The sequence below is a fragment of the Haloglomus halophilum genome (genome assembly GCF_024298885.1).
GTDB classification, from domain to species: Archaea; Halobacteriota; Halobacteria; order Halobacteriales; family Haloarculaceae; genus Haloglomus; species Haloglomus halophilum.
Genome location: NZ_CP101166.1, coordinates 3,458,493 through 3,474,297 on the forward strand (window position 1 = coordinate 3,458,493; position 15,805 = coordinate 3,474,297).

Sequence of the window (15,805 nt, forward strand, 5' to 3'; positions counted from 1 at the left end):
TCACGTCTCCTCGACGAGTCTCACGCGCCGCCGGCACCACTCCCGGTGAGCGGGTGGGAAGGCTGCCAGCGGCTTCGTCCGGGTGTCGTCTCCAGAACCACATCGCGGGGCCGCCCCGTCCTCGGGGTAGGGGAGGTGGAGCCGCGAGCCACCCCGGCTGACGACGACGCGCTCGGTCTTGACCGACGGGGGTGAGAGCGTGGTGGACACGCCACACCGTACGACATGCCCCACGTGAACGGTCCAATCCGGTCCCGTGAAGCCACTTCGAGGGCGCATAGCGAGGCCGGGCGACGGGAAGACCCATTACGGACGCTATCACAACGGCGACCGATGCCCTCCAGACGTTCCCTCCTGCGGAGTGGTGCGGTCGCTGCGGCGGCCGGACTCGCCGGCTGTTCGGCGCTGGCCGACGACGACCCCGTCCCGCTCGCCGACGCGACGCCCGGCCCCGACGACTGGCCCACGGACGGCTACGACCAGCGGAACTCCCGGTACAACGCGGGCGCCTCCCCGCCCGCCAGCGAGCCGACCCCGCGGTGGTCCCGCGAGTTCCTGTTCTGCCACGACCCCGTCGTCCGCGGGACGCGAGTCGTCCTGAACACCGGCACCGAGGACCGCGAGTACACGGTCGGCCTCCGCGCCACCGACGGCGAGACGGCCTGGCGGTCCGACTCCGAGCCGTGGGGCTACCCGACCCCGACGCTCGGCGCGAAGCGGGCGTACGTCACCGGTCCGGACTGCGCGTTCGGCGTCGACCTCGCCACGGGCGCGGAGACGTGGCGGGGGGACCCGTGCGAGGGCGCCAACACCGCGAGCGGCACCGTCGCCGACGGGCGCCTCTATCTGGAGTACGGCGGCTACTTCTCGGCGCTGGACGCGACGGGGAAGCGCCGGTGGGCGACCAGCCACGAGGCCCGCGCGACCCCCGCCATCGTCGGCGACACCGCGTACGTGGCGACAGCGTTCGCCGTCGCGGCTCTGGACCTGACTGCGACCGCCCGGGAGTGGCCGTGGCAGGACCCCGACGGCGACACGCCCGCGCACGCCGACCGGCAGGCCGCCCGGACGTGGCAGGAACCACCGGATTCGAGCCTCGTCGGCCCGCGCTACTACCACTCGCCGGCCGTCTCCGACTCGCTGGTGTTCGCGACGGCCACCAGGGACGACCGCGCGGGCGGCGCCCTCCGGGCGCTCGGCCGCTCGACCGGGGAGGAGCGGTGGTCGGTGGCTTCGCCGCCGGACCGCGACCCGGGCGAGGAGCGCCGCGAGGCGCCCGACCCCGTGAGCGAGCCCGTGCCGCCGGTCGTGACCGACGACCTCGTCGTCACCGGACTGGGCGACCGGCAGGTGCTGGCGCTGGACCACGGCGGCGAGATCCAGTGGGCCCGGTCGCTCGACCACAGCGTGACCGAACTCGCGGGGGCGGGCGACACCGTCCTCGCCGTGACGCACGACCGCTCCATCGAACGGACGGGGGCGGGTCACGGCGGCATGGTCGCCCTCGGTCTCGAATCGGGTAGTCGGCGCTGGTCGCTCGGCTTCGACGACCATGTCTCCGGACTGGCCGTCGCCGGCGGATCGGTGTACGCGACTGTCGTCGCCGACCGGCAGGCGGACGGCGATGTCGTGGCCGAGCGGCTGGTCGCACTTTCCTGACGCCCGGCGCGAGTCGGTCGCGCCCCGGCCGCGACACCACGCCGCCGTCATCGGATAAACGGGCCCCAACCCACGGGGGTAACTACTTCAGTGCAGCGTCCCCCCAGCGGGGTATGAGCGATGACTACACCGGCGCGGACCTGTTCGTCGACACCCTCGAACAGTACGGCGTCGAGCACGTCTTCGGCAACCCCGGCACGACCGAACTGCCGGTGATGGAGGCCCTCTCGCACAGCGACCTGGAGTACGTCCTCGGCCTGCAGGAGGACATCGCGGTCGGGATGGCGGCGGGCTACGCCCAGACGCGCCGCTACCACGCACACCACGACCCCTCGGTGAACCCGGTCGGCGTCGTCAACCTCCACATCACGCCCGGCCTCGCCCACGGGACCGGGAACATCTTCAACGCGGAGTTCTCCGGCGCGCCGCTGGTCGTCACGGCCGGCAACCACGAACTCGACTTCCGCCACGAGGAGCCGCTGCTGGACGGTGATCTCGAGCAGCTCGTCGACCAGTTCTGCAAGGACTCGGCCGAGGTGACCGATATCGACGCACTGCCGCTGCTCCTGCGTCGCGCGATGCGGACCGCGCTGACGCCGCCGACGGGCCCCGTCTTCCTCGGCCTCCCGGTGGACGTGATGCTGGAGGAGACGGACGACGACCCGCTGCAGCTGGGCGAGATCCCCGACGCCGGCGCGGGCGACCCGACGCAGATCGACAGGGCCGCCGACCAGCTCGTCGAGGCTGACGAGCCCGTCCTCGTTCTCGGCGACCACGTCGCCCGTGCCGGGCGCGACGCCGTGGAGGCGGCGGTCGACCTCGCCGAGGCCAGCGGCGCCCGCGTCCACGGCGAGATTCTCGCCAGCGAGGCCAACTTCCCGACCGACCACGAGCAGTGGGTCTCCTTCGTCGGCACCGGTGAGAACATCGCGAAGATGCTGATGGACACCGATACCATCGCGTTCGTCGGCTGCTCGACGCACACGACGCTGCTCAAACACGAGAGCCCACTGCTGGACGAGGAGACGACGGCCATCCACGTCACGCCGGACGCCCACGAGCTGGGGAAGAACTACCACGTCGACGCCGGCGTCCTGGGCGACCCCGGACGCGTGATGACCCAGCTCGCCGAGAAGCTCGAGGATCGGCTCGACGAGGAGACCCGACAGGAGCGGGTCGATAACGTCGTCAACACGAAGGAGATGCTGGCCGGCACGATGCAGCAGCTCGGAGAGGACCCGACGCCCGAGGGTGACACGCGCGCCTCGAAGGCCGACCTCGTGGACACGATGAGCGAGGTGCTCGACGTGGAGAACACCCACATCGTCGACGAGGGTGTCACCTCGAAGTTCGCGCTGCTGACGCGGTACGAGCTACAGCCCGAGTCATTCGTCGCGACGAAGGGTGGCGGCCTCGGCTACGGGCTCCCCGCGAGCGTCGGCGCCGCGCTCGCCGAGGAGCAGACCGACGACCCCCGTGACGTGATCGGCTACATCGGCGACGGCTCCTACCTCTACTACCCCAACTCGATGTACACCGCGGCGGCGCTCGACCTCGACCTGACGGTCGTCGTCCCGGACAACCGTAACTACCGCATCCTCAAGGACAACACGCTGGAGATGATGGGCGGCACGGAGGAGGACTACGAGTTCGTCGGGATGGACTTCGACCCGCACGTCGACATCCCGAAGAACGCCGAGAGCCACGGGGCTCGGGGCCAGCTGGTCGAGACGCCCGAGGAGATCGCCCCGGCACTGGAGGCGGCGCTCGACGCCGACGGTCCGGACGTGCTGGACATCCTCGTCCACGACTGACGGCGCCCAGTTCGGTCCGACCGCGCGACAAGAACCGTCCCCGCATGGGAGGCCACAGTTTATCGCCGCTACCCCGGAACCCGCGCCCATGCGCGCCGCACGCTTCCATCCCGGCGAGGGGCTCCGTATCGAGGATATCGAGCGGCCGGACGTCGGCCCCGGCGAGCTACTGGTCGAGGTCGCCGCCTGCGGGGTCTGTCACTCCGACCTCCACCTGCTCGACGGCGACCTCCCCATCCCCCGGCCGACGACGCTCGGGCACGAGGTCGCCGGCACGGTCGTCGAGACCGGCGACGGCGTCTCGACCGCGGAAGGCACCGATGTCGCTGTTTTCGGTGGCTGGGGCTGTGGTACCTGTGCCGTCTGTGACCGGGGCGAGGACCAGCTCTGCAACCTCTCGAACTGGCTCGGTATCGGGAACGACGGCGGGTACGCCGAGTACCTCCGGGTGCCGACCGAGAAGTACGTGCTCCCGCTCGATGGCCTCGACCCGGAGACGGCCGCGCCGCTCACCGACGCCGCGTTGACGCCGTACCGCGCGGTGCAGCAGGCGGGCGAGCTGACGCCGGCCGATACGGTCGTCTGTATCGGCATCGGTGGGCTCGGGCAGTTCGGCGTCCAGTTCGCCGCGATGACGGGCGCCCAGGTCGTCGCGGTCGATCTCGACGAGGCGAAACTCGACCGCGCGGTCGACCTCGGCGCGGACGCGACCGTGAACGCCGCCGAGACGCGGGTGCCGTCGGCTATCAGCAGCGTGGCGGCCGGGGAGGTGTCGGCCGTCCTCGACTTCGTCGGCGACGACGACACCCTCCAGTGGGGGTCGAACGCGCTCGGCGTCGGCGGTCACCTCGTCCTCGCGGGTATCGGGGGCGGCGCCATCGACTTCTCGTGGAACCCGCTTGCGGGCCAGGAGCTGACCTACCGGACGGTGCAGTGGGGGAGCGTGCCCGAACTCCGCGAGGTGCTGACTGTCGCGCGCCGGGGCGCCCTCGACGTCCGGACCGAGTCCGTCGGCTTCGACGATCTGCAAGCGACGCTCGACCGCCTGCGCGCGGGCGAGGTCGAGACCCGGGCCGTGCTGACGCCGTGACCCGCCGACCGAACGCCCGCGAGACGGTAGGTTGAAGCGTTCCCGCACGCAGGCTGGGGTATGAACCTCCAGGACTTCGACCACCCGACCTGGTTCACGGCCGCCGGGACGCTCGTCAGCTACACCGTCATCCTCCTGGCGATGTTCGTCCTGCTGTTCGTCGTGCCGTACGCCATCTTCGTCGCCATCTGACCCGTCACCAGCCGATTCGCTCGTTCTCGTCGTCGCTTCCCAGCTCCGAGCGCCGCTCGAACTCGAACCGACTGGCCAGCCACAGCGCCCCACCGCCGCCCGCCACGAGGGCGGCCAGCAGCCCGACCGGGAGCCGCCACGCGCCGCCGCGCCAGTCCGCCCGGAAGACGCGCCCGAAGTAGCGCGCTGCGCCCTCGCTCTCAAGCGCGAGCACGACCTCGCGGTTCTCCCGGGCCGAGTGGTTGTTCCAGTTCATGGAGCCGACCACGACGGTCTCGCCGTCGATGACGACGCCCTTCGCGTGGACCTTGCCGTAGCGCCCCCGTGGCTCCGCGAGTTCCGCTTCCAGGTCGAGCCCCTCCCGCGCGGCGCGCTCGTCGAGCACGCGGACGACGGCACGGTTCTCCTCGCGAGCGTACCACGCGCCGTTGAGGAGGACCCGAACCCGGACGCCGCGACGGGCGGCCCGCACGAGCGCCCGGACGAACGGCTGGTCGGGGCTGCCGGCGGTGGCCTGCAACACCCGGATGGACTCCTCGGCCGCGTCGAGGCGACGTACGACCGCGCGCTCGGCGTTGTCGGGTGCGACCAGCACCTCGACGCTGTCCACCGAGACCGACCGTGCGCGGAACCGCGTCGGGTACGAGGCGTTCGCCGGGCTCGACGGCTCGAACGACCCGTCCCGTGGTCGCACTTCCGGCCAGGGGCGCGCCCCGCGTGCCCCGAAATCGGAACGGAACGTCTCGGCCAGTACCGCCGCCGTCTCGGCGTCGCGCGTGACGACGCCCCAGCCCCGCGAGCCGTTACCGCCCGTTCCCGCCGGTTTCCAGTTCTCCGTCAGGACGACCGCCCGGTCGTCCGCCACGGCGTACTTCGGGTGGTGGAAGTCGTATCGGGCGCGGGGGCCGCCGACGAGCCGGACCCCGACGCCCGCGGCCCGCAGGCGGTCCAGCGCGCGGGCCTCCGCGCGCGAGATACCACCCACGGGACCCCCGTCGACCAGCACCCGTACGCGGACACCGCGCCGGGCGGCCGCGACCAGTGTGTCGACCACGCGCTCCGAGGTGAGCGTGTAGCCCGCGAGGAGGAGCCGGTCGTCGGCGGCGCGCAGTGTTGCCACTGGCGGTCCCGGCGAGTCGGGGAGTACGAACGCCGTCGCCGGGCCGCCACCGGTCGTTCGGACCGGGAACCGCGTCGCGCCGATGGGATGGAACGCCCCGGTTCCGGGCCGGTACGCCTCGCCCTCGGGGGCGTCGCGATAGGTGACCGAGTCGACGGTCACGCCGTCGACGAGCAGCCGGAGTTCCTCCCCGCCGTTCGCGAGCGCCGGGAGGTCGACGGTGACGACGGTTCCCGGGTCGGACGTACCGTTGGCGGTCCGGTTCGCCACGGCCCGCGGAGCGGCGGTGAGGGTCACGCGGCCACCGACCGTCCGGTTCGGGAGCGCGAGACGGTCCTCGCCGTCGTCAAGTGCGAACCGTCCGAGGTCCGTTCCCGGCGGGACCGAGAGCGTGACCGTCTCCCCGCGGTCCTCGTCCGCGACCGGGTTCGGAACGACGCGGAGGAACTCGGCCCCGCCGGCGACCCCGACCCCGCCCGCTGCTGGCCCGGCGAACGTGGCGGCCGCAACGAGGGCGATTGCGGTCGCTACGGCGAGGGTTCCCCGGAGTACCCGCGTGGACGACGGAGCCGACTGTGGGTACCGCACGGGGACGGTGGTCCCGGCACCCTACTTGAATCTACGTGACGGAGATGTCGTGGAACGTCTGCGTGACGGAGGTTGTCGTCGAACCTGTACAGCAAGTAGGGAAGCAAGGGGTTTGTAGACGTGATCGGCAGGTTCGCGGCGAATTGCCCCAGTCTACGCCTTCTGCTTCTCCTTTCCGAGCGCCTCGGCGGCCCGCTCGGCCTCGTCCTGCACGATGAACGAGCGGTCGTCGGCGTAGGCGGCGGCCGACTCCAGCGCACGCTCCGTGCCGATGCGGTTGAGCGCCCAGACGGCGGCGGCACGGACCGAATCGTCGTCGTCCTCGGTGATGCGGTTGGCGAGCGGGTCGATGGCCCGGGTGTCGCCGATCATGCCCAGCGCGCGGGCCGCGCGGGCGCGGACCTCGGGGTCCTCGGCGACCAGCCGGTCGGCCACGTCCTGGGTCGCCTCCTCGCTGCCGATCTCGCCGAGTGCCCGGAGGACCGTCCGCTGGAGCGGCGGGTTGGACTCGTCCTGGATGTAGTCGACCAGCGTCTCGACCGCACGGTCGTCGGCGATCTTGCCGAGCACCTCGATGGCCGGCCGGTCGCGCTTCTGTGCGCGCTCCATCATCGCGTCGTAGGCCTCCTCGGGGCCCATCCGGCGGAACGCGTCGATGCAGTTCTCCTCCATGAACTCGCTGGTGAGGTACTCCAGCGCCATGAGGATGCGCTCGGGATCGTTCTCCTGCTCGGCGATGCGGACGACGCTGAGCTCCGGCGGGAAGTCCTTCCGGTTCTCGGAGGTGAGGCGGTCGTAGAAGCCCTCGGCCTCCATCTTCTGCCGAACCGAGAGGTCGTCCCACGTCTCGGCGTCGTCGACACCGGCCTCCAGCGCGTCGGCGGCCTCGACCAGCGCGGCGAGCGTCTCGGCGTCCTCGTCGGCGTCGAGGCCCGCCCCCTCGATAGCCTCGGCCGCGTGGTCGAGCGCCTCGGCGGCGTCGGCCGGCGTCTCGCCCGCGTCCGTGTCCGCGGACAGGTCCTGCTCCTCCAGCGCGGCCAGGAACGTGGCTACCGCGTCGACGGCCTCGGTCTCGCCGCGCTCGGTCCACTCCGCCTCGTCCAGGGTCCCCTGCACCGACTCGATGACCGCGACCACGTCCTCGGCGTAGGGGCCGCGAGCCTCCTCGATGCCGTCCCGGAGCTCCTCGACGCGGGCCTCCAGCTCGGCGCGGGGATCCTCAGCGTCCTCGTCGTCCTCGTCCGGTTCGGGGAGGTCGGCGGCCTCCAGCGTCGTGGCCACGTCGTCGAGGTCGGCTTCCACGGCGTCGAGGTCGGCCTCCGTCTCGGCGGCCTCCAGCGCCTCGGCCACCTCGTCGAGCTGTTCGTCCAGTTCGTCCGCGCCCACATCGACCGCGAGCGCCTCCTCCTCGGCTTCCTCGTCGGTCTCGGCATCCTCGCTCTCGGTGTCCGCGGACGCGTCGGGCGTCTCCTCGCCCTCCTCGTCCGGGCTGTCGTTCTCGAACTCGAACTCCTCCTCGTCGGCCGACTCGGCCTCGTCCGGGGAGTCCTCGGGGTCGTCGGGCGCGTCCTCGTCGCTCATGGGGGTGAGTTGTTCCATTCGCGCCAAAGGCGTTTCCGTTCGCTTCCCGGGTGACACTCAGGGCTCGCGCCAGTAGAAGCGCGGCGACAGCACGAGGTACGCGAGCGCCGCGAGCAGGAGGCTCCGGGGGAAGACGCCGCCGAACGCCCCCGGGAGCAGCACGGCGAGCGCCTGCAGGCCTCCGAGCACCAGCGCGTCGCGGGCGAACAGTTCGGGATAGGTGACCGGCGCGAGCATCAGGTAGACGAACAGGCCGGTCGCGCCCAGCAGGACCGCCGCGACAGAGGTGCCCAGTGTCGCCGCGAGCGGGCCGAGGCCAGCGAGGTAGCCGGCGGCGAGGATGGTGCCGGCGAGTGTCGTCTGGACGCCCTCGGTCGTCGCGCCGTCGACGTCCTCGGCGGTGTAGAGGCCGAGCCGGAGGACGGCGGCAGCGACGAACAGCGCCGGGAGCAGGAGCGTCGCGGCACCCGTCCCGTCGAGGGACACCCCCCACTCCGCCCGCGCGACGGCGAAGACGAACACGGCCGGCGCGACCGCGAAGGAGGCCACGTCGGCCAGCGAGTCGAGGACCTTTCCCACGTCGGTCCCGCCGTAGTGGCGGGCGAGGACGCCATCGAGGCCGTCCGCGATGGCCGCCAGCAGGAGGAGGCGTGCCGCCAGCGCCGGGTCTGCCGTGGCGACCGCGGCGGCGGTGAACCCCAGCGCCGCGTTGGCCACGGTCACCACGTCGGCGGGACCGATACGGCCGACGAAGCGGGGCTGGACGCGCATACTCTCGGCGTCGGCACTCGCGCTCTTAGTCGGTTCGCTCTCCGGTCGCTCGGCCACGCCGCCTGGCCCCGCTCACGGCTCCCTGTTCCCGTTTCCGGCTGACGGTGGGTTTTAGCGGCTGGCCACACTCGACTCGGGTATGGTGTTCCGGCTGGTGCTGGGCTGTGGCTCCGTCGGTCGGGATATCGTCACCTCGATATCGGGCACCGGCGACCTGCTGGTCCTCACCGACGAGGAGTCCCGGGTGAACTCGCTCCGGGAGGAGGGCGTCACCGCCGAGGTCGCCGACCCGACGAACGCGGATGCCATCCGTGCTCGCGCCGGCCACGTCGACAGTATCATCGTCGGGAGCCCACAGGCCGCTCGCAACCGGGAGATTACGACCGCCGCACGGGAGGCGTACCCCGACGCCTTCCTGCTGGCCTACACGGGGCTCGGCGCGACGCCGGGGGACCGCGAGGCGCTCGCCGCCCTCGCCGACCGGACGGTCGACCTCGGGGCCGCGGTCGCCGAGGCGCTGCTCCAACGCGTCGGCGACGCCGGCTACCGACTACGGCGCCTCAATCGTGTCCTCAACGCCATCGACGGGCGACTCGCGGTCGTCATGCACGACAACCCGGACCCGGACGCTATCGCGTCGGCGGTGGCGCTCCGGATGCTCGCCGAACGGGCCGGAATCGAGGCAGATGCCTGCTACTACGGCGATATCAACCATCAGGAGAACCGGGCCCTGGTCAACCTGCTGGCGTTCGACCTCGTCGAACTCGACCCGGCGGCGGACCCCCGGGAGACGTACGGTGGCTTCGCGCTGGTCGACCACTCCCGCCCGGGCGTCAACGACCAGCTCCCCGCCGACACGCCCGTCGATATCGTCATCGACCACCATCCGCCGCGGGGTCCGGTGGAGGCCTCGTTCGTCGACCTCCGGAGCGACGTGGGCGCGACCAGTACCCTCCTCACGGGCTATCTCGAGGGGTTCACCGTCGAGCCGACCGCGGCCGTCGCGACGGGGCTCCTGTTCGGTATCCGGGTCGATACCATGGACTTCTCCCGGGAGGTCTCCATCGAGGACTTCCGGGCCGCGGCCACCCTCGTGCCACACGCTGACGCCGACACGCTCGACCGCATCGAGTCGCCGTCCGTGAGCGTGGAGACGCTCGAGTGCATCGGCCGCGCCATCCGGAAGCGGGAGGTCCACGGCGAGGTGGTCGTCTCCTGCATCGGCCGGACCGGCGACCGCGACGCGCTCGCACAGGCCGCCGACACCCTGCTCGACCTCGAGGGGGTCTCCGTCACCTTCGTCTACGGCTACACCGACGACATGGTGTACGCCTCCGCGCGGGCACGGGGAACCGACCTCGACCTCGGCGAGGCACTTCGTGATGCCTTCGGGCAGATCGGCAGCGCCGGTGGCCACGCCGACATGGCCGGTGCCCAGCTCCCCGTCGGCGCGCTGGCGGTCCGCTTCGGCGAGGACGAGGCCGAGGGCGTCGACCACGACCCCGAGGACGACCTCCGGGAGGCCATCGACGCGCGCTTCCTGGAGGCAATCGACATCACGCCGGACCTCGCGGCGACCACGGTCTACGGACAGGGCAACTACATGGGTGCCGATTCGCCCCGTCTCGGCACCGGACTGGCAGGGGACACCCGGGAGGACCGGGCCGGCGACGGCGAGTCGCCTCCCGACCACGGGAGCGACCCGGACGACGACGCCGGAGCACGGATGGATGGCGAGGGCCACGGCGGGGAGGGTGACGCCTGACCGGTTGCCCGGCCGTCGACCGCCGGCGACATGCCGCTGGGGGAGCGCTTTTGCTTGCGCGTCCCCCACGGTCGGGCAATGGTAGACCGCGTTGACGAGAAACCCCAGGTCCGGGATTACATGACGCGGGACGTCGAGACGGTGTCGCCCGACGAGACGGTCGGGGTGGTGGCACGACGGATGGCCGAGAGCGACGGCCACGGCGGCTTCCCCGTCTGTGACGGCCGCCGGGTCGAGGGGTTCGTCGCCGCACGGGACCTCCTCCTCGCCGGCGACAACGAGCCGATATTCAAGGTGATGACCCGGGACCTCGTCGTCGCGCACCCGGACATGGAGATCACCGACGTGGGGCGTGTCATCCTCCGCTCCGGTATCCAGCGGCTCCCCGTCGTGGACGACGCGGGCAACCTCGTCGGCATCATCTCGAACGCGGATGTCATCCGCTCGCACATCGAACGCGCCACGCCCGGGAAGGTGGACAAGCTCATGCAGACCCTCCAGAACATCCACGATGTCGGCGCCTCGGAGGAGCGACGCACGGTGGAACTCGCCGCCCTCCGCCCGACCCAGTCGAAGGTGTACTCGGACGAACTGGAGGGGCGGAGCTACGAGCTGGAGAACGGCCTCGCCGAGCCCCTCGTCGTCATCGACAACGCCGGCGAACTCCTGCTCGCCGACGGACACCACCGCGTCAAGGCCGCCCACAAGCTCGGCATCGAGGAGATGGACGCCTACGTCATCGTGCTCGACGAACGGGTCCAGCTGGGGATGGCCGAGACCGCCGAGAAGGAGGACCTCCACGCCATCGAGGACATCCAGGAGGTCGACTACGCCCACCATCCCCTCGTCGAGACGACCCACCGCCTTCAGGAAGGCGAACGGTAGGTCCGCGACGCCCCACGGCAGCAGCCCGGACGCCGGCCGTCGTGACGCTCCGACGGCCCGGTGCCACGGGTACCGGCGCGCCCGGCACACCATGCATGGACGGGTGACGCTGCATGGACGGGTGACGCTGCATGGACGGGTGACGCCCGGCGGCCTTTTGCTCGTGCCGCTCCAAACCGTGGTAGTGACTGATTCGAGGGACGGAAACGGGTCGGCTGTGGACCCGGCACGGACCGGCGCCACCGAGGCGCCCGCGGTCACGGTCCGCGACCTCCGGAAGACGTACGGAAGCGGCGACGACCGCGTGGTCGCGGTCGAGGACGTCTCCTTCACGGTCGACCGGGGCGAGGTCGTCGGGCTGCTCGGCCCCAACGGGGCCGGGAAGACGACCACGCTGAAGGCCGCGCTCGGCCTCCTCGTCCCGACCGTCGGGACCTGCGAGGTGTTCGGGACCGATGTCCACAAGGAGACGGCCACAGCGTACCGCCACGTCGGCGCGATGCTGGAGGGGGCACGGAACGTCTACTGGCGGCTGACGCCCCGCGAGAACCTGTCGTTCTTCGCCTCGCTCCAGGGCATCGACCCGCGCTCCCGGCGGGAGGCACACGACCGCCTGCTGGAGTCGCTCGACCTGCTGGACCGCGCGGACGACGCCGTCAACGACTTCTCGCGGGGGATGAAGGGGAAGGTGGCGCTGGCCGCGACGCTCGCCCGCGAGACGCCCGTCGTCTTCCTCGACGAGCCGACGCTGGGGCTGGACGTGGAGGCGACCCGCGACCTCCGGAGCCGTATCCGGCGCCTCGCCGACGAGGAAGGCCGCACGGTGCTGCTGTCGAGCCACGACATGGACACCGTCCAGGCCGTCTGTGACCGCGCCGTCGTCATGAACGAGGGGCGCGTCGTCGCGGCCGACGCCGTCGAGAACCTCGTCGGCCTCTTCCGGACCCGGGAGTACGAGGTGACGGTCGCGGGCACGCTCGGCGACGCCCGGGAGCCGCTGGAAAGCGCGTTCGAGGCCCGCGGGTTCCGCGAGATGGCCGACGGGACCCAGTTCACCGCGACGGTCCCGGAGGGACGGTTCTACGACTTCGTCGACCGGCTCCGCGAGGCCGGGGTCGAGGTGGTCGCCGTCTCCGCCCGGGAGACGGACCTCGAGGAGGCGTTCCTCAGGCTCACGCGCCGGGACGGCGTCGACGGGACCGTTCGCGCGGAGGTGCGTGCGGAGTGAGCGCCGACGACGGTGGACGCACGGACGGCGGTACCGTCCCCCACGAGTCGCCCCCGCCGACCGCCGGCGCCGGCCGCACGAGCCTTCGGGAGTCGTACGTCCTCGCGCGGGCGGTGGCGTACAAGTCGCTCATCCTCCGGGTCCGGTACGCGTTCAACACGGTCACGAACCTGTTCACCATCTACGTCTTCTTCGCGCTCCTGTTCTTCGGCGGGCGGGCCATCGCGCCGCAGGCCATCACGAACTCGCTGACGGGCATCATCGTCGGCTTCTTCCTCCTGCTGATGGCGACGGTGGCGTACTCGGACCTGTCATGGGAACTCATCCGCGAGGCCCAGTGGGGCACGCTCGAGCAGCTCTACATGTCGCCGCTCGGCTTCCGCCGCGTCGTCTTCCTGAAGACGGCCGTCAACATCCTCGTCGCGTTCGCCTTCGGGGCCATCCTGCTCGCCCTGATGCTGGCGACGACCGGCACGACGCTGGCGCTCGACCCGCTGACGGTCGTTCCGCTCGGCCTCCTGTCGCTCGGGCCCGCCGTCGGGGTCGGGTACGTGCTTGGCGGGCTGGCGCTGCTGTTCAAGCGCGTCGAGAACGTCTTCCAGATCGTCCAGTTCAGCTTCGTCGGCCTCGTCGCGGCGCCGGTCGACGCCTACCCGCTGTTGAAGCTCCTACCGCTTTCACTCGGCGCGGAGCTCCTGCGGAACGCGATGGGCGGCGGGCTCCGGCTCTGGGAGCTGCCGACCGCCGACCTCGCGTTGCTGGTGGTGAAGGCCGTCGTCTACGTGGCCGTCGGGCACGTCGTCTTCGGCTGGTTCGCGCGACGGGCCCGCGATGGCGGCAAACTGGGGAAGTACTGACCCCCGAACGTTTCGCGGATCGATGACACTACGAACTCTGTCGGTCCCCCGTACGGAGCACGTCGAGGCACTCCTTCACGAAGCTCGAAAGTCGGCTCCCGACGAGGTGGTCCATCGAGACGCCGACAGCCGAGCCATCCGGGAGCAGCAGATGGACGACCAGCGCCTCCCCGAAGACGTGGGTCGAGGCGTGCAGCGGCCCGAACTCGGGGTCGTCTTCGGTGGGCGCGCGAGCCACCCGCTCCGCCTCGTAGAGGGCGTTGATACGTTCGACGCGTGAGTGAACGGCCGCTTCGGAGATGTCGTCCCGGGCGAAATGCAGTGTCGCCCCCGACCCGTCGTAGACCACACAGCTCCGGAAGCTGTCGCCGAACCGCTTCCGGAGGTGTTCGACGAGCGCCCCCACGTCCGTGGAGTGCCCGTTGCTGTCGCCACTCGATACCATGAGTGTCGGTAGCACCAACCGGGCTTGAGCTTTCGGATGGCCGGTGCCGAAGCCGACCGCCTGCACGCCAACCTTCTTGCCGGGACGGTGCGAAGCCGGGCGTATGTTCGACGAGGAGGACCTCGAATCCATCCGGGAGTCCCGTGCGGAGTGGGAGTCCGACACTCTGGACCCGTGGCTCGAACGGGGTGGCGAGCGCAAGGACGAGTTCGTCACCGTCTCGAACCACGGGGTCGACCGCCTCTACACGCCCGACGACGTGGCCGACATCGACTACGACGAGGACCTCGGGATGCCCGGCGAACCGCCGTACACCCGCGGACCGTACCCGACGATGTACCGGGGACGGACGTGGACGATGCGCCAGTTCGCCGGCTTCGGCACCGCCGAGGAGACCAACGAGCGGTTCCACTACCTCATCGACGAGGGGCAGACCGGCCTCTCGACGGCGTTCGACATGCCGTCGCTGATGGGGCTTGACTCGGACGACCCGATGAGTCTCGGCGAGGTCGGCAAGGAGGGTGTCGCCGTCGACACGCTCGCGGACATGGAGGTGCTGTTCGACGGCATCGATATCGGTGAGGTGAGCACATCGTTCACCATCAACCCCTCCGCGGCGGTCATCTACGCGATGTACCTCGCGCTGGCCGACCAGCAGGACGTGCCCCGCGAGCAGGTGCGTGGCACGCTGCAGAACGACATGCTCAAGGAGTTCATCGCGCAGAAGGAGTGGGTCATCCCGCCCGAGCCGTCGCTGGACCTGGTGACCGACACCATCGAGTTCGCCGTCGAGAACACGCCGAAGTTCTACCCCGTCTCCGTGTCGGGCTATCACATCCGCGAGGCCGGGTCGACCGCGGCCCAGGAGGCCGCGTTCACGCTGGCCGACGGCTTCGCCTACGTCGAGGACACGATGGACCGTGGACTGGGCGTCGACGAGGTCGCCCCGCAGCTCTCCTTTTTCTTCAACTCCCACAACTCGATGCTGGAGGAGGTCGCGAAGTTCCGCGCCTCGCGCCGGGTGTACGCCCGCATCATGGACGAGTGGTACGACGCCGAGGCAGCCGCCTCGAAGCGCCTGAAGTTCCACACGCAGACGGCCGGGCAGTCCCTGACGGCCCAGCAGCCGCTCAACAACATCGTCCGGACGACCGTGCAGGCGATGGCCGCGGTGCTGGGCGGCACGCAGAGCCTCCACACCAACTCCTACGACGAGGCGCTGGCGCTGCCCAGCGAGGACGCCGTGCGGGTGGCGCTGCGGACCCAGCAGATCCTCGCCGAGGAGTCCGGGGTCGGCGACACGGTCGACCCGCTCGGCGGGAGCTTCGCGGTCGAGAAGCTGACCGACGAGATGGAGGCCGAGATCATGGACTACCTCGAAGCCATCCGCGAGATGGGTGACGGCTCGATGCGTGATGGGGTCCTCGCCGGCATCGACCGGGGCTACTTCCACCGGGAGATCCAGGAGGCCTCCTACGAGTACCAGCAGCGCGTCGACGCCGGTGAGGAGGTCGTCGTCGGGGTGAACCAGTACCAGATCGACGACGACCCCGACCTCGACATCCTCCATGTCGACGAGGACACGCGGGACCGCCAGCTCGAACGGCTCGAACGGGTGAAGGACGAACGCGACGACGACGAGGTCCAGGAGACCCTGGACGCGCTCGACGAGGCCATCGAGAACGACGAGAACACGATGCCGTACATCGTCGACGCGGTCAAGGCGTACGCCACGATGGGCGAGATAATGCAGGTCTTCGAGGCCCAGTACGGCGAGTACCAGGAGAAGATCGGGCTGGCCTGACGCCGG

At 70.9% G+C, this 15,805-nt stretch carries 14 protein-coding genes; 9 read left to right on the forward strand and 5 right to left on the reverse strand.

Translation table 11 applies throughout. The annotated features are described in order from the left end of the window. Entirely contained in the window at nucleotides 1–210 is a 210-nt protein-coding gene (locus tag NL114_RS16765) for a hypothetical protein (protein WP_254822066.1), read from the reverse strand. Nucleotides 211–333: 123 nt separating this feature from the next. Between NL114_RS16765 and NL114_RS16770 the strand changes: the two genes are divergently transcribed. The 4 genes from NL114_RS16770 to NL114_RS21685 all read left to right on the forward strand — a co-directional run bounded on the left by NL114_RS16770 (nucleotide 334) and on the right by NL114_RS21685 (nucleotide 4,755). Next, entirely contained in the window at nucleotides 334–1,659 is a 1,326-nt protein-coding gene (locus NL114_RS16770) for an outer membrane protein assembly factor BamB family protein (protein ID WP_254822067.1), read from the forward strand. Between the two features lie 113 nt (nucleotides 1,660–1,772). After that, nucleotides 1,773–3,473 (forward strand): thiamine pyrophosphate-binding protein, encoded by a 1,701-nt coding sequence (locus NL114_RS16775; RefSeq protein WP_254822068.1) that lies wholly within the window; start codon nucleotides 1,773–1,775, stop codon nucleotides 3,471–3,473. Nucleotides 3,474–3,561: 88 nt separating this feature from the next. Continuing rightward, complete coding sequence (locus NL114_RS16780; protein WP_254822069.1) at nucleotides 3,562–4,563, forward strand: alcohol dehydrogenase catalytic domain-containing protein; 1,002 nt, start codon at nucleotides 3,562–3,564, stop codon at nucleotides 4,561–4,563. Between the two features lie 60 nt (nucleotides 4,564–4,623). Next, on the forward strand, nucleotides 4,624–4,755 hold the full coding sequence (locus NL114_RS21685) for a hypothetical protein (protein ID WP_286671081.1): 132 nt from the start codon (nucleotides 4,624–4,626) through the stop codon (nucleotides 4,753–4,755). A 4-nt stretch (nucleotides 4,756–4,759) separates the two neighbouring features. Here the strand turns inward: NL114_RS21685 and NL114_RS16785 are convergent, their stop codons facing one another. The 3 genes from NL114_RS16785 to NL114_RS16795 form a co-directional block, all read right to left on the reverse strand. Then, nucleotides 4,760–6,463: a phospholipase D-like domain-containing protein gene (locus NL114_RS16785; protein ID WP_254822070.1), complete on the reverse strand. Its 1,704-nt coding sequence runs from the start codon at nucleotides 6,461–6,463 to the stop codon at nucleotides 4,760–4,762. A gap of 153 nt (nucleotides 6,464–6,616) precedes the next feature. After that, complete coding sequence (locus NL114_RS16790) at nucleotides 6,617–8,044, reverse strand: HEAT repeat domain-containing protein (RefSeq protein WP_254822071.1); 1,428 nt, start codon at nucleotides 8,042–8,044, stop codon at nucleotides 6,617–6,619. Nucleotides 8,045–8,101: 57 nt separating this feature from the next. Further along, complete coding sequence (locus tag NL114_RS16795; protein ID WP_254822072.1) at nucleotides 8,102–8,815, reverse strand: protein sorting system archaetidylserine synthase; 714 nt, start codon at nucleotides 8,813–8,815, stop codon at nucleotides 8,102–8,104. A gap of 139 nt (nucleotides 8,816–8,954) precedes the next feature. Between NL114_RS16795 and NL114_RS16800 the strand changes: the two genes are divergently transcribed. The 4 genes from NL114_RS16800 (at nucleotide 8,955) to NL114_RS16815 (ending at nucleotide 13,550) form a co-directional block, all read left to right on the forward strand. Further along, nucleotides 8,955–10,580 (forward strand): DHH family phosphoesterase, encoded by a 1,626-nt coding sequence (locus NL114_RS16800; RefSeq protein ID WP_254822073.1) that lies wholly within the window; start codon nucleotides 8,955–8,957, stop codon nucleotides 10,578–10,580. 78 nt (nucleotides 10,581–10,658) lie between these two features. Further along, nucleotides 10,659–11,465, forward strand: coding sequence for a CBS pair associated ParBc domain-containing protein (locus NL114_RS16805; protein WP_254822074.1), 807 nt, complete (start codon nucleotides 10,659–10,661; stop codon nucleotides 11,463–11,465). Between the two features lie 184 nt (nucleotides 11,466–11,649). Beyond that, nucleotides 11,650–12,693, forward strand: coding sequence for an ABC transporter ATP-binding protein (locus NL114_RS16810; RefSeq protein WP_254822075.1), 1,044 nt, complete (start codon nucleotides 11,650–11,652; stop codon nucleotides 12,691–12,693). Next, on the forward strand, nucleotides 12,690–13,550 hold the full coding sequence (locus NL114_RS16815) for an ABC transporter permease (RefSeq protein WP_254822076.1): 861 nt from the start codon (nucleotides 12,690–12,692) through the stop codon (nucleotides 13,548–13,550). Before NL114_RS16810 ends, NL114_RS16815 begins: the two co-directional genes overlap by 4 nt. A gap of 28 nt (nucleotides 13,551–13,578) precedes the next feature. Here the strand turns inward: NL114_RS16815 and NL114_RS16820 are convergent, their stop codons facing one another. Continuing rightward, the gene (locus NL114_RS16820) at nucleotides 13,579–13,995 is read right to left on the reverse strand and encodes a DUF7522 family protein (protein WP_254822077.1); all 417 of its coding nucleotides are present in this window, start codon (nucleotides 13,993–13,995) and stop codon (nucleotides 13,579–13,581) included. 103 nt (nucleotides 13,996–14,098) lie between these two features. Between NL114_RS16820 and NL114_RS16825 the strand changes: the two genes are divergently transcribed. Next, the gene (locus NL114_RS16825) at nucleotides 14,099–15,799 is read left to right on the forward strand and encodes a methylmalonyl-CoA mutase family protein (RefSeq protein WP_254822078.1); all 1,701 of its coding nucleotides are present in this window, start codon (nucleotides 14,099–14,101) and stop codon (nucleotides 15,797–15,799) included. Nucleotides 15,800–15,805 lie beyond the last annotated feature (6 nt).

Bases quoted from the DNA above. Each gene is read 5' to 3' on its own strand.
- NL114_RS16780 (WP_254822069.1), top strand. From the start codon at position 3,562: ATGCGCGCCGCACGCTTCCATCCCGGCGAGGGGCTCCGTATCGAGGAT.
- NL114_RS16795 (WP_254822072.1), bottom strand. From the start codon at position 8,815: ATGCGCGTCCAGCCCCGCTTCGTCGGCCGTATCGGTCCCGCCGACGTG.
- NL114_RS21685 (WP_286671081.1), top strand. From the start codon at position 4,624: ATGAACCTCCAGGACTTCGACCACCCGACCTGGTTCACGGCCGCCGGG.
- NL114_RS16775 (WP_254822068.1), top strand. From the start codon at position 1,773: ATGAGCGATGACTACACCGGCGCGGACCTGTTCGTCGACACCCTCGAA.
- NL114_RS16805 (WP_254822074.1), top strand. From the start codon at position 10,659: ATGGTAGACCGCGTTGACGAGAAACCCCAGGTCCGGGATTACATGACG.
- NL114_RS16790 (WP_254822071.1), bottom strand. From the start codon at position 8,044: ATGAGCGACGAGGACGCGCCCGACGACCCCGAGGACTCCCCGGACGAG.
- NL114_RS16825 (WP_254822078.1), top strand. From the start codon at position 14,099: ATGTTCGACGAGGAGGACCTCGAATCCATCCGGGAGTCCCGTGCGGAG.
- NL114_RS16820 (WP_254822077.1), bottom strand. From the start codon at position 13,995: ATGGTATCGAGTGGCGACAGCAACGGGCACTCCACGGACGTGGGGGCG.
- NL114_RS16770 (WP_254822067.1), top strand. From the start codon at position 334: ATGCCCTCCAGACGTTCCCTCCTGCGGAGTGGTGCGGTCGCTGCGGCG.
- NL114_RS16800 (WP_254822073.1), top strand. From the start codon at position 8,955: ATGGTGTTCCGGCTGGTGCTGGGCTGTGGCTCCGTCGGTCGGGATATC.